At 37.9% G+C, this 15,400-nt stretch carries 17 protein-coding genes; 8 read left to right on the top strand and 9 right to left on the bottom strand.

Going from position 1 to position 15,400, the window contains the following annotated elements:
* Positions 1-217 precede the first annotated feature (217 nt).
* Both OOZ15_RS09180 and OOZ15_RS09175 read left to right on the top strand, forming a co-directional pair.
* Positions 218-646: an FKBP-type peptidyl-prolyl cis-trans isomerase gene (locus OOZ15_RS09180; protein ID WP_265956046.1), complete on the top strand. Its 429-nt coding sequence runs from the start codon at positions 218-220 to the stop codon at positions 644-646.
* Positions 647-851: 205 nt separating this feature from the next.
* Complete coding sequence (locus tag OOZ15_RS09175) at positions 852-1,715, top strand: sigma-70 family RNA polymerase sigma factor (RefSeq protein ID WP_265956043.1); 864 nt, start codon at positions 852-854, stop codon at positions 1,713-1,715.
* Positions 1,716-1,877: 162 nt separating this feature from the next.
* Here the strand turns inward: OOZ15_RS09175 and OOZ15_RS09170 are convergent, their stop codons facing one another.
* Positions 1,878-2,306, bottom strand: coding sequence for a calponin homology domain-containing protein (locus OOZ15_RS09170; protein ID WP_265956041.1), 429 nt, complete (start codon positions 2,304-2,306; stop codon positions 1,878-1,880).
* Positions 2,307-2,410: 104 nt separating this feature from the next.
* Positions 2,411-2,839, bottom strand: a complete 429-nt coding sequence (locus OOZ15_RS09165) for a DUF1801 domain-containing protein (protein WP_265956038.1) — start codon at positions 2,837-2,839, stop codon at positions 2,411-2,413.
* A gap of 514 nt (positions 2,840-3,353) precedes the next feature.
* Between OOZ15_RS09165 and OOZ15_RS09160 the strand changes: the two genes are divergently transcribed.
* A complete protein-coding gene (locus OOZ15_RS09160; RefSeq protein ID WP_265956035.1) occupies positions 3,354-4,241 on the top strand; it encodes a hypothetical protein in 888 nt (295 codons plus the stop codon).
* A 161-nt stretch (positions 4,242-4,402) separates the two neighbouring features.
* On the top strand, positions 4,403-5,500 hold the full coding sequence (prfB, locus tag OOZ15_RS09155; protein WP_265956033.1) for a peptide chain release factor 2: 1,098 nt from the start codon (positions 4,403-4,405) through the stop codon (positions 5,498-5,500).
* Between the two features lie 30 nt (positions 5,501-5,530).
* On the opposite strand, the gene OOZ15_RS09150 is transcribed toward prfB, so the two are convergent.
* Both OOZ15_RS09150 and OOZ15_RS09145 read right to left on the bottom strand, forming a co-directional pair.
* Positions 5,531-6,112 carry an O-methyltransferase gene (locus OOZ15_RS09150; protein WP_265956031.1) on the bottom strand — a complete coding sequence of 194 codons (582 nt, stop codon included), beginning with the start codon at positions 6,110-6,112 and terminating at the stop codon, positions 5,531-5,533.
* Positions 6,113-6,297: 185 nt separating this feature from the next.
* Positions 6,298-6,843 carry an NAD(P)H-dependent oxidoreductase gene (locus OOZ15_RS09145; RefSeq protein WP_265956029.1) on the bottom strand — a complete coding sequence of 182 codons (546 nt, stop codon included), beginning with the start codon at positions 6,841-6,843 and terminating at the stop codon, positions 6,298-6,300.
* Between the two features lie 104 nt (positions 6,844-6,947).
* Between OOZ15_RS09145 and OOZ15_RS09140 the strand changes: the two genes are divergently transcribed.
* Complete coding sequence (locus tag OOZ15_RS09140; protein ID WP_265956028.1) at positions 6,948-7,325, top strand: winged helix-turn-helix transcriptional regulator; 378 nt, start codon at positions 6,948-6,950, stop codon at positions 7,323-7,325.
* A gap of 146 nt (positions 7,326-7,471) precedes the next feature.
* Here OOZ15_RS09140 and OOZ15_RS09135 read toward each other — a convergent pair whose 3' ends face one another.
* The 3 genes from OOZ15_RS09135 to OOZ15_RS09125 form a co-directional block, all read right to left on the bottom strand.
* Positions 7,472-7,858: a hypothetical protein gene (locus OOZ15_RS09135; RefSeq protein WP_265956026.1), complete on the bottom strand. Its 387-nt coding sequence runs from the start codon at positions 7,856-7,858 to the stop codon at positions 7,472-7,474.
* Between the two features lie 338 nt (positions 7,859-8,196).
* A complete protein-coding gene (locus tag OOZ15_RS09130) occupies positions 8,197-8,676 on the bottom strand; it encodes a monoheme cytochrome C (RefSeq protein WP_265956022.1) in 480 nt (159 codons plus the stop codon).
* A gap of 2 nt (positions 8,677-8,678) precedes the next feature.
* Entirely contained in the window at positions 8,679-9,899 is a 1,221-nt protein-coding gene (locus tag OOZ15_RS09125; RefSeq protein WP_265956020.1) for a sulfite oxidase, read from the bottom strand.
* Between the two features lie 266 nt (positions 9,900-10,165).
* On the opposite strand from OOZ15_RS09125, the gene OOZ15_RS09120 reads away from it, so the two are divergent.
* Both OOZ15_RS09120 and OOZ15_RS09115 read left to right on the top strand, forming a co-directional pair.
* Entirely contained in the window at positions 10,166-10,462 is a 297-nt protein-coding gene (locus OOZ15_RS09120; RefSeq protein ID WP_265956190.1) for a DUF6787 family protein, read from the top strand.
* 508 nt (positions 10,463-10,970) lie between these two features.
* Entirely contained in the window at positions 10,971-13,241 is a 2,271-nt protein-coding gene (locus OOZ15_RS09115; protein ID WP_265956019.1) for a TonB-dependent receptor, read from the top strand.
* 124 nt (positions 13,242-13,365) lie between these two features.
* Here the strand turns inward: OOZ15_RS09115 and OOZ15_RS09110 are convergent, their stop codons facing one another.
* Both OOZ15_RS09110 and folE read right to left on the bottom strand, forming a co-directional pair.
* Positions 13,366-13,662 (bottom strand): hypothetical protein, encoded by a 297-nt coding sequence (locus OOZ15_RS09110; RefSeq protein WP_265956017.1) that lies wholly within the window; start codon positions 13,660-13,662, stop codon positions 13,366-13,368.
* Positions 13,663-13,716: 54 nt separating this feature from the next.
* Entirely contained in the window at positions 13,717-14,313 is a 597-nt protein-coding gene (gene folE, locus OOZ15_RS09105) for a GTP cyclohydrolase I FolE (protein WP_265956015.1), read from the bottom strand.
* A 364-nt stretch (positions 14,314-14,677) separates the two neighbouring features.
* Between folE and OOZ15_RS09100 the strand changes: the two genes are divergently transcribed.
* Positions 14,678-15,337, top strand: coding sequence for an ABC transporter ATP-binding protein (locus tag OOZ15_RS09100; protein WP_265956013.1), 660 nt, complete (start codon positions 14,678-14,680; stop codon positions 15,335-15,337).
* The last annotated feature ends 63 nt before the right edge of the window (positions 15,338-15,400 follow it).

The raw sequence follows: 15,400 nt of genomic DNA, 5'->3' as shown, positions 1-15,400 counted from the left end.
AGGAAGCGAGTAGCGAGAGTCTGTCTGCCGACAAAGGCAGGCCCGACCCGAGGAGGCGCGATGAGAGGCACGCCCAAGAAAAACATAGAACTTGATAAATACCGTGTATTTTACAACACTTAACACAAAAGCTATGGTATTTTAACTAATTTCCTGTAATTTTGCGTTTTAAATAAAAACGAAGCTTGCCAACGGGTAGGCATATTAAAATTATTTTATGAGTCAAGTAAAGGAAAACGACACGGTTAAAGTTCATTACACAGGAAAATTGCAAGACGGACAAGTATTCGACAGTTCTTTGGAAAGAGAACCTTTGGAATTCACACTTGGACAAGGGCAATTGATCCCGGGATTTGAAAAAGGAATCATAGACATGTCGGTTAACGAAAAAAAGACTATCGATATTCCATCTACTGAAGCTTATGGCGATGTGAAGCAAGAATTGTTTCAAGAAGTTCCTAAAAGTGAGCTTCCGGAAAATATCGATCCAGAAGTAGGTATGGGCTTAGTATCCCGTACTCCGGACGGAAGGGAAATCCAATTGGTTGTAGCTGATGTTAAAGATGAAGCTATCGTAGTCGATGCCAATCACCCACTAGCAGGAAAAGACCTGACATTTGAAGTGGAAGTTTTAGAGATCAAATAATTTTCTTTTTGAAAATATGTTTTTTTAATGCCTGAGAAATGTTATTTCTCGGGCATTTTCTGTTAAGTTTCGTAGATGGATTCCTACAAATCATAAATTTTTACTAAAAATTTCGCTTCTTTAGCACTATTTCCTTGATCTATTTGCTTTTTTGAAAAAAAAATGGTATTAATGCGAGGTTATAATAAAATATTACACAAGATATATGAGACAACTGAAAATAATAAAGCAGGTAACCAATCGAGAATCAAAATCACTAGACAAATACCTTCAGGATATCAGTAAGATCGATATGATTACCGCGGACGAAGAAGTCGAATTGGCTCAACGGATCAGGGAAGGCGATCAAGTCGCCTTGGAAAAACTGACTAAAGCCAACTTACGCTTTGTAGTTTCGGTTGCAAAACAATATCAGAATCAAGGGCTGAAACTTCCTGATTTGATCAATGAAGGAAACCTCGGACTCGTGAAAGCAGCCAAGCGTTTTGATGAGACACGCGGATTTAAATTTATCTCTTATGCCGTGTGGTGGATTCGTCAGTCTATTTTGCAAGCCCTTGCTGAACAATCCAGAATTGTGAGATTACCGCTCAACAAGATCGGTTCTATCAATAAGATCAACAAAGCTTATTCGTTTTTGGAACAAGAGCACGAACGCGCACCTTCTGCGGAAGAGATTGCCAAAGAGCTTGATATGACCGTAAAGGATGTAAAACAATCCATGCGGAATTCAGGTAGGCACCTCTCTATGGATGCACCGCTTAAAGAAGGGGAAACTTCCAATTTATACGATGTTGTAAAATCGGGTGAGTCACCAAACCCTGATAAAACCCTGTTGCACGATTCGTTACACATTGAGATCAACAGGGCGCTGGAAACCCTTACCACTCGTGAAGCTGATGTCATCCGCTTGAACTACGGAATAGGGAATCAACAACCCATGACTCTAGAGGAGATTGGTGATGTATTTGACCTTACCCGCGAACGCGTGCGACAAATCCGTGAAAAAGGAATACGCAGACTAAGACACAATTCCAGAAGCAAGATTCTGAAAATGTATTTAGGGTAGTTCAGAAAACAGTTTGCAGTAAACAATATATACCAAAGGCGCAAGCATTTATGTTTGTGCCTTTTTTTGTTATAGCACAAGTCAAGAGGTTTGTGCTAGCCCTTGGGGTGACACTAATGATAGTGAGGGGTCGACATTTCATTTTATTCTATTTTTCTTTTCTCAGTCACCAAAATAATTTGCTTCATCGATGTCTTTTATACAGACTTCTATGAGTTCGATTAATGTGTCACATTCATAGTCTTCAGAAAAACTAACATTGGCTGCATCACCCAAACAGAATTTCCCATTTGCCCATCGCAAAGAATAAAAATCCCTTTGTCCCAGCCATAATTCTTTGGTTTCCCACCATTCAAATATCACCAGATCATCACTGGGGTGAAAGGCCATTATTATTTCATAAGAAAAATCGTCTGCAACAGTATACAAATCGACTAGTTGTTTGATTGTCGTGTCTTCAACGCCATAATCTTCGGCGCGTTGTACAAAAGTATTTATTTGCTGCCTAGTAGCCGGTTTAAAGGCATAATCGTCATTACCATTTACCAAATTGGTTAATAGGTTTTTGATTCTTTCTTGGTTTGAGTTCAATTTTATCTATTATTATTTCTGTATTTTTTGTGCTTTTTTTATAGTTTCAGTACGAGCGAGACCTGTCAGTCAATAAAGGGAAGTTCGCTCTAGCAACGTTTTTTTCAAATCCCCAATGTTATCAAATGTTTTACCTTGTGGTATGTCAAAGTTGCTTTGATACATTGTTTTAATTCCGATACCGGGATTTTTTGGTTTAATTGAAAAACAATGGCCCGATTTCCCTCATATTGAAATTTATGTTCAAATACCCTTCTAAACGTATCAACCAAACGACTTGTACATTGGAAATACATTGCGTACTGGTTTGGTACCTTCTCTTTCCAATCCATTCGCAAGGTGCTCCCATTTTTGGTTACAAAACTTGGTTCGCCCCATTTCAATGTCTCTTCAAGTTTGTCTATGCCTTCTATTTCCCCTGCTGTTTCTATGATCAGTTCCCTTAAGAATTGCATTTTATCACGAACTGTATCCGGGTAATTGCCAAGAACTTCTTCTACTTTGGAATTTGTTTTTATTTCTATCATACTCATCTTATAAATTCTAATTTATCTAGTTACTGATCATATTTCAGTAAAAAATACGGTTTTTTTAGTTTTCAGTTTTATCAACATTTGACATTCTACTGTCGGTAATTTGCTCTGCTCCATTTTGTTATATGTCTTTTATTTGAGTATTTATTTTTTCCTGTTGGATTTATCACACTGTCGTTCTACAATAACCGCTAACTTAATATGAACCACTAAAATACATTTTATCCCTTAAAATTTGGTTGGATAAATCCTAAATCATGTTCAGGCTCATTACCATTGCATTCCAACTCGTTACATTTTGATTCTGATACGATACAATCGTGTTCCGGCACGTTCGTTTTCCATTCCTTGTGGTTGATCTATTATTCCGATGTTTCTCTTCCGAGATAAATGATTTCACAACAATATAACTACAGTTCACAACAAAATGGAGGTTATTTTAGGATAAAGTTCATAGTTTAGAGCTCAATTAATAGTGCTTATAAATAAACTAAGAAACAATAGAGAACTAATTATGAAAAGAACAATTTTAGCTGGTATTATCCTACTTTCCTTATTTTTTAACGCTTGTAATTTTAACCAATCTGTAAACAAAGACATGATCTCCGGTGCCTACTCAAGGGGTGATGGAATTAGTTGTGACGAAGTGGTTATCCAAGTCAATGGAAAAAATGAAAAGAGAAATCATTTTGTTCATGGGGAAAAAGTGAATTTCGTTTTCAATAACATAAGTGGCTTCAAAAAAGAAGGGGGGAAAATATTTCCCGGACTATCATTGTTTATCACCAAAAATGAAAAAGATACTGTCCTTACTTACCCTGATTTATTAAAAGACTTGAAAGAAGGAACAGCGCTATCCCCTATCAAACTTCAGGCGAATTTCATAGCCGTTTTACCTTATAGAAACAAAGAAAAATACAAAGTCAAAGTCAGTATTTGGGATAAAAAAGGAGAAGGAACTTTTTTATATGAACTTCCTTTTACAGTAGAAGAAAATGAGCTATTGAATATTGATTCTAAAGATATAAACTACTCGCACATCTATTTATGGAATGAAAGCCTAAAGCAACCTGTTTTAGACAATCAAGTAAACCAAGAAAATCAATTGGCTTTAATACTGGAAGGACTTGATGGTTTAACGGTAAAAAACGGAAATGTATATCCGGTTTTGTCAATAGCCCTTATAGATAACAATGGAAATAAAATCATTTCCGACTCAAATGTTTTAAGTAAATATGAACTAGAGGGTATCAATGCTGAAGCTTTCACCGAAGGTCAACTTCCCGTTACCATTACTTTTTCCAGTGGACAAATAAACAATCCTTGTAAACTGGTCGCGAGATTAAAAGACAAAAACTCTGATAAAAAATTGAACATCACAACTGAATTGAAAGTTAAATAGCGTTGTGTAGATGACATACCGATAGTCAGAACTTTTAATTTGGCTCTTGATCCCGATAATTGTCGGAATTAGTGCTTGTTTTTTTTGGAATTTGATATTAATATCACCACAAACGTACATCATTTAAAAAAGTATTTTACTTTTGAGGAAAATATGATGATATGATTACTACCGATCAGGTAAAAGATCTTGAGGAAAGGACAACCGAGCTAAAAAAATACTTAAACATAGAGCAAAAGCTCATCGAAATCCAAAATGAAGAGGAGAAAACCTATGCCCCTGATTTTTGGAATGACTCCAAGAAGGCTGAGGCTATTATGAAGGACTTGCGTGGCCTGAAAAAATGGGTAGAAGATTATAACACTGCCAAGACCATGGTAAGTGACCTTGACGTGTTGTATGAATTTTATAAAGAAGGCGAAGCTACCGAAGACGATGTGGTTTCTCAATATGAAAAAGCCAAGACCCTGATTGAAGGTATGGAGTTTAAAAACATGCTTTCTGAAGAAGGTGACAGTATGAGTGCTGTACTCCAAATCACAGCCGGCGCTGGAGGAACCGAAAGTTGTGATTGGGCAGCGATGTTGATGCGGATGTACCTCATGTGGGGTGAAAAAAACGGCTTTAAGATCAAAGAACTCAACCATCAGGAGGGCGATGTTGCCGGGATTAAGACCGTTACACTTGAATTTGATGGGGATTATGCTTTTGGTTGGTTGAAGAGTGAGAACGGAGTGCACAGATTGGTACGTATCTCTCCCTTTGACAGTAATGCTAAAAGACATACTTCTTTTGCCTCTGTTTATGTTTATCCGTTAGCAGATGATTCTATCGAGATTGATATCAACCCCGCTGATATTTCATGGGATTTTGCTCGGTCGAGCGGTGCCGGTGGACAAAATGTAAACAAGGTGGAGACTAAGGCCATCCTAACGCACCACCCTACCGGAATTATCATTCACAACTCCGAAACCCGTTCGCAGCTTGAAAACCGCGAAAAGGCAATGCAAATGCTGAAATCACAGTTGTATGAGATCGAATTGAAAAAACGCCAGGCTGCCAGAGAAGAGATTGAGTCTGGAAAAATGAAGATTGAATGGGGCTCACAAATACGCAACTACGTGATGCATCCATACAAACTGGTTAAAGACGTTAGAACCGGACACGAAACCGGAAATGTAGATGCGGTAATGGACGGTAGCATTGACGAATTCCTAAAAGCCTATTTGATGATGATGGGCCAGCATGAAGAGGAGTAGGTATTTCATTTGTTTTCTTTAGTGCCTCGTTTAATACTTTTTCGTGACTATAATAACTCCAGTGGACCAATTCATCTTGGTTAGGTTTAGATTTTTTCGTTTTTCCAGATCAGCAATCAATTGATCTACATTTTTCTGATGTCCATCAGGCCAGTTGGGTTGTGCTGTCATATCGTCAATGATATAAAATCCACCGACATTCAATAATTCTAAAACCTCATCGAGTTCACTGTATTTTCCCGGCCAGGCATCGGCAAAAATTAAATCAAAGTTTTCTCCGTCATAATTTTTTATCCATTCTGTCCCGTCTTCACATACAATTTCTACTCTTTTGTCCGCTCCAAAATAATGCTTCGCAATATCAATCAGTTTAGGATCATTATCCACTGTTATCAACTTTGATTCCGGATCCATACCATCAACCATCCAGGAAAGGGAAAGTCCGATGCCTGTTCCCAATTCCAATAGATTCGATTTGGGCTTCGATGTTATCAATGTTTTCAACAAGCTCCCGATATAAAGATCTGAAGGCATGGTAAACCCGATTTCTTCAGATTTGTTTTCTATTTCTGAATGAATTTTTGGTTTGTCAAGGATGTTGGAGTCTTTCATGGTTTTTGACTTGGTGTTAATGCTTTATGTTTGCGTTAATCAACTACCTCGGGGCAAGGCCACGAGGCATTAGGCGGAAAAACCTAAAAAACATTTCAACGCAAGCATCAGAATATTTAAAATCTCGCTTAGTGAGTAAAAGTAGGAAAATGAGTTGAATTTCTGAGTAGGAAATTCCGCAGTTTCTAATTTAGTTCACTCAGAAGCTTAATCAATCTCTTGCCGTGGTCCTTAGCCTTTGTCTTCACTTCATTTTCTGTATAGCCATCGGCAAGGGAAGTTTCATAAAAATAAAATGGTTCGATATAATTCATCTGAGCAAAATAGGCTGTTTGCTCAAGGTTTTTACAGAATTCTTGAATTCGAAAATGGTGTTTTTCTAATGTGCTATATTCCTTTTCCTTACCACCTATACTAAAACTTGCCAAAAAGTTTCTGCCTTTTAATTTATCACCTTTTGAACCAAAGGCAAACTGATGCTCAAATACCACATCAAACCAATGCTTTAAAATAGCTGGCATATTATACCAATAAAACGGATATTGAAACACGATTGTCTTATGCTGCAATAACACTTGTTGTTCTACTTTTGCTTCAATTTTGTAATCAGGATACAGATTTTGGATGTTCCTGATTTCTATTTCCAAATCGCTTTTTTGCAATTCATCAATAATGGTTTTGTTCGCTAAGGACTTCTCAAAAGTTGGATGTCCTAAAATAATTAATGCCATAATTTTTAAATTTTAATACTATAATAATTATAGTTGCAAAACTAATTTTAGCCTTTTACTTTTGCAATAACTATCAATTTAGATAGGTTTAAAATCAAATAAATATGAAGGATGAATGTAAAGGTGAGTATGTCAGGCTTAAAGGAAAAACCTACCCCTGTTCTGTAAGTTTGACAATGGATTTAGTTGGCGGAAAATGGAAAACCGTTATCCTATATCATTTAGCAGATGGTAAAAAAAGATTCAGTGAACTCCGTAGGGAAATGCCCGCTGTAACAGAAATGACTTTAAGTTTACAGTTAAAGCAATTGGAAAAAGACAGTTTGGTTTCAAGAAAGGTTTATGGAAAAAAACCACCCATAAAAGTTGTCTATAGTTTAACTGATTTTGGGAAATCATTTATTCCCGTTCTGGAAGCCATTACCAAATGGGGAAACCAAGTCGTCAATGAAAAAGGGGAGTTTGTCGACAGTTTGTCTTAGATGGTATGTATTGGTATAGCCGAATTATATGCAATTACCCAACATTTTCCTTATCAGTTTTTGATAGCCATTTAGCAACATTGGTGTAATTGGTAATCATAGGTTGGTTTTTTCATAGGATGTACTGTTATACGTAATTTTTTACGTTAACAGTATAATTCATCATTCTCTTCATGAGAAATAGGCTCATGGTATAACATACACCAATCTACAACCCTGTTAGATATTCGGTCAAAAATGTCATCTTCTGAATAAGGTTTATCTTCAATTGATAACTTATCCAAATCAGTGTTGATTTGTTCAATTGTTTTTTGGTTAAACACTTTTTTGTCCGATAGTTTTTTTCTTAGATAGTCAATCAATATCCCGTGACATTTTTCATTGAAGTTTATATTACCATTTCTATGAGCTTCATCACGCAATTTTTCAATTGCTCTTAATAATTCACCTTGAACATACTTTGACTGCCCTGACTCGGGCACATAATTTTGCCAAATAAACTTGGCTTTCTCAAAATATTTCTTTTCAGTCATTTTTTTATTTAGATTTTAACAACTTAATTATACATCAAAATCTATATCAAACAGATTGTGTGTTTCATATTATATACAACTAGTTTATAACCACAAGCCTGTATATCATCTCGCTAAAATATATATTTTCTTCTGAATAACAGCAATCTTGTTGTCAACCCCAGGAAATTTGTTGTGAAAGGGTTTCTTAGTGAACTACAAATTTCAATATTAAAATTTAGCATTCAAAAAAACACCCCTAATGAGCTGCGCTCGCAAACCTCGTGGAAAAATATATTTTGCTACTCTGTTTGTCCTCAAGGGGACAATCCTTCTATTGAGCTGTGCTCGCATACTGCCTACTGCCCCTTCTCCAACACATACCATTCCTCCACAATCAGATTTTCGCGGCGACCTTTTTCTTTGGGGGCGTAGTGGGTGGCAAGATAGTCAAGGATGATATTTTCGTTTTCTCCCAAATCCCATAAATTTTGGGTTTCCTGCATCCAGCGTATGCTCATTAACCAGTTTTCACGGGTCATCCGGTTTTGAATGATGATCTTTGCTGAATGACAGTTGGTACAATTGTTTATCACTTCGGTCAGTCCATCGGCTTTGATAAGTCCGGTATCGGCATGGATGCTGTCTCGAATCGTTTCAGTTATATCTGAGCTTACCTCCTCTTCTATTGCTGTAATTGTGGGTTCTTCTTTAATCAGATCAGGGTTGAAGTGTATTAAAAGAATCAAAAACCCGAGTCCGAAACAGACAATGCAAAACCACAGTAGACTTCGATATATCACCTTGACCTGTTCTATAAAATGCTCTTCATTCTTCATACTCAACTTACTTTTACTGCAATTCTATGGCAGGCGTTGTTCAAATATCCTTTTGGGTTCCAGCCCGGGAGTAGCATGGGCTGACTTCGACCTTTTGAATCGGTTGCCCGCGCCCAAACTTCATAATAACCCACTTCCGGAAACGAAACACTCGCCGAAAAATGCTGCCATGCCAATCGGTTGACGGGTTTTTCCAAATCACATGCTTTCCATGTCGCTCCAAAGTCGATGGAATATTCCATTTTAGAAACTTCCAGTTCCCCCGCCCAGGCGTGTCCGTTGATATTCAGTTGTTGTCCTGATTTAAGAATGGCACCCGAACGCGGATAGGTGATCAGCGACTTGACCGGCATGGATTCTATGATGCACATATCTTCGTCTTTTACTTCTGATCCGGGAGCTACCGGTTTACACGGCACCCTATAAGCCTTTCCTGTCATTTTGGTGCCATCGTGCACTTGATTTCTCACGCTAATGCGGTTGATCCACTTTCCTGAAGCCGAGGCTGGCCATCCTCCGGCGATCAATCGCAACGGATAGCCATGAGCCATGGGAATGTCCTCCCCATTCATCTGAAAAGCCAACAAAGTCTCCTCCTGATATGCTTTTGCCATCGGAACACCCCTGGAGATCGGTTCTTTTCCAGGATCCCTGCTCAGGTGAATATCAGCGGCATGGTAACCGATGTAAACAGCAGCATCATTTATCCCCACTTCATCCAACACATCCCGTAAACGAATGCCTGTCCACTCACAGCAATGCACAGCACCAAGCCCCCACTGATTACCCTTCGCCGGCGGATTGAATTCTTTTCGTCCGTTGCCGGCACATTCCAAAGTAAGCTGATAGGTATGGTGTTTAAAACGTGTTTTTAATTCGTCAAGCGTATATGTTTTTTGCTCAGTAACCGACTCACCGTCTATGGTAAGCGTCCACTGTTTTATATCTATATTTTCAGGGAGTAAACCATTGTTACGAATAAACATGGAATGATTGGGTGTTATCTTGTCATTCAGTAAATGTGCCCTTGCTTCTATATTCCACGGGCGATCGTTTAAAACCTTCATCTCCTTATCCTTTTTAAACAAACTAAAAGGATCCGGGTCTTGTAATGCCAAAGGTTTATAACCATTGGGCATCAAATGTCCGTAAACTACAGGAGCACCAACTGCTACGGTTAGTGCACCTAAGGTTGTTTTACTCATAAAATCACGTCTGTTCATGGGTTTCTTGGATTTAGCATAAATATAGTACAAATAAATATTTGATGAAATTGATATTGGGAATGAAAAAACCGTGTGTTTATATGTTGCCCCTACAGGGCTTAAAAATATGTCAACGCATATTCTTTCTTTCCATTAATATTTCACCCCTAACGGGGTTTTTATAGTTCATTATGATTTGATTGTTTGACACTTACCCTAATAATCCACAACAAGACTTTTTACAGATGGCAAAATTGATGTACTTTTGTGCCGAAAGATTGTTTATGGAAAAATTAAAACAGCGCTGGGGCGTGACATCCAACTTCCAGCTTTTTGTCATTTTTGTCGTATTTGCCATCACGGGATCATGTGCAGCTAAACTTGCTGCTCCTCTGGCAGCGCTTATCGGACTTGACAAAGAAACACTACATCCATTGATATATTGGCCTGTTAGAATTTTGTTAATCTTTCCTATTTATCAAGTATTATTGATTTTCTTTGGATGGCTTTTCGGACAGTTTCAGTTTTTTTGGAACTTCGAAAAGAAAATGCTACGCTGGTTTGGCATTAAAATCAAATAAATATCCCTAATCCCGATAGCTATTGGGACTTGAGGGGACATATTTTTCTGAAAGCTTTCGGGAGAATATTGTAATAAAAAAACCTATTTTGAAAATCTTAAAGCACATTATAGTCGGATTCTTTTCCTCAGTGCTCATCACAGCACTACTACTCCCTTCTGCATTAAAGTTTTCTCATGTTTTTTTCTCACACACCCATGTTGAATGTAGTGATCATACAAAAGTACACTTTCACGAAACGGATCTAGACTGTAAGCTTTTTAAGTTTCACTACAACAGTAAAATAGCATTCACTCCTGAAGAAATCACGTTTGACATTTTTGAAATTCCGTCAAAACAGAGCTTCAACCATTATCTTTTTTTAGGCGAATATCAACAACCCCATTTTTTGCTTCGTGGTCCTCCAGCATGCTAATGTCTTTAGCATCATAACCCACCAACCACAATAATATTTGGAACCCTATTCTTATAAGGAAAACAGAGGTCTTAAAAATTTAAAATAAAAAGGATGAATAAGTTTTTATTGTTTATGCTATTTATAGGCATAGCAACCACTATATATTCACAAAATTCGATCAACGGAACTATTACAAATGCCGAAAACAATAAGGTTGTTCCCTTTGCTTCGGTTCATTTTCCGCAATTGGACAAAGGTGTCAACTCTGACGAATCGGGAAACTACATCTTGGAAAATCTACCAGAGGGAACATATAAGATTGTTATTTCTTCCGTTGGGTATAAAACCCATTCAGAAAACGTCAATATCACCGGAAAGACCTTGTTGAACATCCAACTATCGCCATCGGCCATCGAAATTGAACAGGTGATCGTTTCCACACCTTTTCATAAACTACAGAGTGAAAACGTGATGAAAATCGAACGACAAAGTATTGAAGCACTAAAAAGCAAAGGTGCCATGACGCTTTCAGATGGTATTACCAACATTGCAGGAGTAGAGACCGTTTCTACCGGTGTGGGTATTGGTAAACCTGTGATTCGCGGACTAAGCGCCAACAGGGTGTTGGTTTACACACAGGGTATCCGTATGGAAAATCAACAATTTGGAGACGAGCACGGACTCGGAGTCAACGATGCTGGTATAGAAAGCGTAGAAGTTATTAAAGGTCCTGCTTCCCTACTCTATGGTTCGGATGCTTTGGGTGGAGTTCTTTATTTGAATCCTGAAAAATTTGCAGCCCAAAACGATACCGAAGGGGATATCAACCTTAATTATTTCACCAATACCGAAGGTTATAACGCCAATGCCGGGTTTAAAACCTCAGGAGATAAGTTGAAATTTCTAGTCCGCGGGGCTTATGCCTCTCATGCCGATTATGAAGCCGGAAACGGACTTTACACTACCAATTCCCGATTTAACGAATACGACATCAAATCCGGTTTTGGCTACCAAGACAACACCTTTAAAACTGAAGTTCGTTATAACTTCAACAGATCGAACCTTGGTATTCCTGAAGAAATCGGTGTTCAAAATAGGGATAGAAACCTATTGGAGCCATATCAGGAAATAGACAACCATGTGGTAAGCTCTAGGAGTACACTGTTTTTTGACACCAGTTACTTAGACGTCACTTTGGGTTATATCGCCAATAATAGAAGGGAGTTTGAAGACCATCACCATGAAGAGGAAGAAGAGGAACATGAAGAAGAGGAGCATGAGGACGAACACGAAGAAGGTGAAGAAGCTGCGTTGAATATGAAGCTTCATACCTTAAGCTATAATGTACAATATCACATGCCTGAAATTGGGAGTTTTGAAACCATCGCAGGTGTGCAGGGGATGCATCAAAGCAATGAAAACTTTGGAGAAGAGCTTCTGATTCCCGATGCAAGTACAGTCGATTTTGGTGCTATGGCAACGACACATTATCACATGAAAAACAGTGATATTCAATTCGGATTGCGTTTTGATACCCGAAAGATCGACACCAAAGAAACCGGTCAGCCTGAAGGGGAATCCTATTTTTCAGAGTTAAATAAAAACTTTAATAGCTTTAATGTATCTGCCGGTTACAGAGCCAATTTAATGAAAAATTTTATAGCAAGACTCAATCTTGCTACCGGATTCCGTGCGCCCAACTTGGGGGAACTCATGTCAAACGGTGGACATAGTGGAGCCAACAGATATGAAATAGGAAATCCCGAGTTGGAGAACGAGCAAAACTTTCAAACTGATCTCTCTTTGGAATATGAAAATGAACATTTTGAATTTTTTGTCAACGGTTTTTATAACACTATAAGCGATTACATTTATTTACAACCCACAGGGACATTTATAGAAGAGGATCCTGTATATCAATACGTACAAGCCAACAGCAATCTATATGGAGGGGAAGCCGGATTTCATATCCACCCCCACCCTTTGGATTGGTTGCATTTGGAAAGTAGTTTTGAAACCGTAACCGGAAAATTGACCGATAGTGATGAGTATTTACCCCTTATTCCTGCCAATAAATTGACCAATACTTTTCGGGTTGAATTCAACAACGACAACTTTACCAAAAAATATGCGTTTGTAAGCATGCAAAGTGTTTTTGACAAAGACAATATAGGTCAGTTTGAAACCCGAACAGGTGGATACACCTTAATCAATACCGGATTTGGAGCCAACATAAAGTTATTTCAACAATTTGTCAATCTAAAAGTAACGGCCAATAATATCCTGGACAAGGAGTACGTTTCTCATTTGTCCCGATTAAAAACAGACGGTATATACAATATCGGCAGGAACATCAACGTTGGATTAAGTGTTGTTCTCTAGGTATTTTATTTATCAATAAAAAAACAAGGAAAGTAATTCCCCCAAGTTTATATGTTAAACCCCGAAAAGCATTTTAAAAGTTTTCGGGGTTTTTCTTTTCCCCAGGGTTCGCTTAGTGTGTAAATTATTTTGATGAAGTAGCTGTCTTTCCTGCTTTCTTGCCTTTAAGTACGTAAGTATAAAGCCATGTAATGGTAAAAGTAGGAACAACATCCATTCCGGGAACCAACTCTTCAATAAATGCAATTACTCCTGCTGTTTGCCCTACCCTGCCTTTGTACAAACGTGTCATTAACCATCCGGCAACGGGTGCCCAAATCACATCGGAGAATTCCCCTATGCCGGGGATAACAAAAGAAAGCATCCCAAAAGCGTCAAACAACAATCCCAAAAACAGTTTTTTGTATTTATTTTCCGTCATATTTTAATTAATTGATTTCCATGCATATTGAATAACAATAAAAATGCCAAAATATTACGCTAGGTCCGAGCTTATCAGTTTTAGGAATTCGTTACGGGTTTCTTGTTTTTCAAACTGCCCCCTGAACCCCGAAGTGGTTGTCATCGAATTTTGTTTTTGTACACCCCTCATCATCATACACATATGGCAGGCCTCAATTACTACGGCAACCCCTTGAGGTTTTAGTGTTTCGTTGATACACTCCAAAATATCGTGTGTAAGTCGCTCCTGTACCTGCAAGCGACGGGCAAAAATATCGACCACTCTGGCCAACTTACTTAATCCCACGATATATCCGTCGGGGATATAAGCGATGTGTGCCTTGCCAAAAAATGGCAAGATATGATGTTCACACAAAGAGTACACTTCAATATCCTTTACGATCACCATTTCGTTATAATCTTCCTTAAACATGGCCCCTGTAAGAATTTCAGAGGCGTCCTGATGATACCCCTGAGTTAGGAATTGTATTGCTTTTGCTGCCCTTTCCGGTGTTTTTATGAGTCCGTCACGGCCGGAATCCTCCCCAATGTCCTCTATAATTTGTTTATATTGATCCCGTACCTTATCAGTTATCTTGATATTGTACTCCTCTAGTATTTTGTATGCCATTTATTTTATTTAAAAATGAATATTAATCTTTTAGAGTTATTTTATTAAGTTCCATATACTCTTTGCGCTTTTTACGGATTCTTAGTGTCTCGATATTATCGCAAAAAACGCAGAGAATCAACAATTTTAATGTAAACTACCATATAATATTTATCTTCTTGGTAATAAAAAAATTGTAAATAGTATTTATTTGTATAACTCAATAATCTTTACTTTGCAATGGAAAATATACCTAAAATTTCTGGTTTTTAAATCAAAACCGATTTAAAAATAGGCAAGAAAAAGTAAATAAAGGCCAATCAAATCAGAAATCTGGCTATTTTTGTTTCCTTTGTGAACTACAAAACGGAGTACAATATAAATTATGATAAAAGCTGTAAATATTCACAAAACGTTCGGAACGTTGGAAGTCCTAAAAGGGGTTGATATCCATATCGACAAAAGCGAAGTGATTTCTATTGTGGGACCCTCGGGTGCCGGAAAAACCACCCTTCTTCAAATCCTTGGCACATTGGACAAGCCTGATAAGCTCAAAGAACTACAGCTCCATATAAATGATAAGGAAGTAAGTAAGCTCGGTGATAAAGACCTGGCCAAATTCAGAAATGAACATATTGGTTTCATCTTTCAATTCCATCAATTATTACCTGAATTTACAGCACTTGAAAATGTTTGCATTCCGGCATTTATCAAAAAATCCCCAAGAAAAGAGGCTGAAAAACGAGCCGGTGAGCTCTTGGATTTCCTCGGATTGTCATACCGGATGAATCACAAACCCAACGAACTTTCGGGAGGTGAGCAACAACGGGTGGCTGTTGCCAGGGCATTGATCAACAACCCATCTATCGTTTTTGCCGATGAACCCAGCGGAAATCTCGATTCTGAAAGTGCCGACAAGCTTCATAAACTCTTTTTTGAGCTCCGTGACCAATTCGGACAAACTTTCGTCATCGTCACCCACAACGAAGAATTGGCTGATATGGCCGACAGAAAAATGACCATGGTTGATGGGAAAATAGTTTAAAAAATATCTTTTTGACCCTCATATTCCTATACGTTATAAATTCTTACTAAATTTATAGAGTAA

The sequence above is a fragment of the Galbibacter kalidii genome (assembly GCF_026241135.1).
Taxonomy (GTDB): Bacteria; Bacteroidota; Bacteroidia; order Flavobacteriales; family Flavobacteriaceae; genus Galbibacter.
This window is presented reverse-complemented; position numbering and strand designations above follow the sequence as displayed.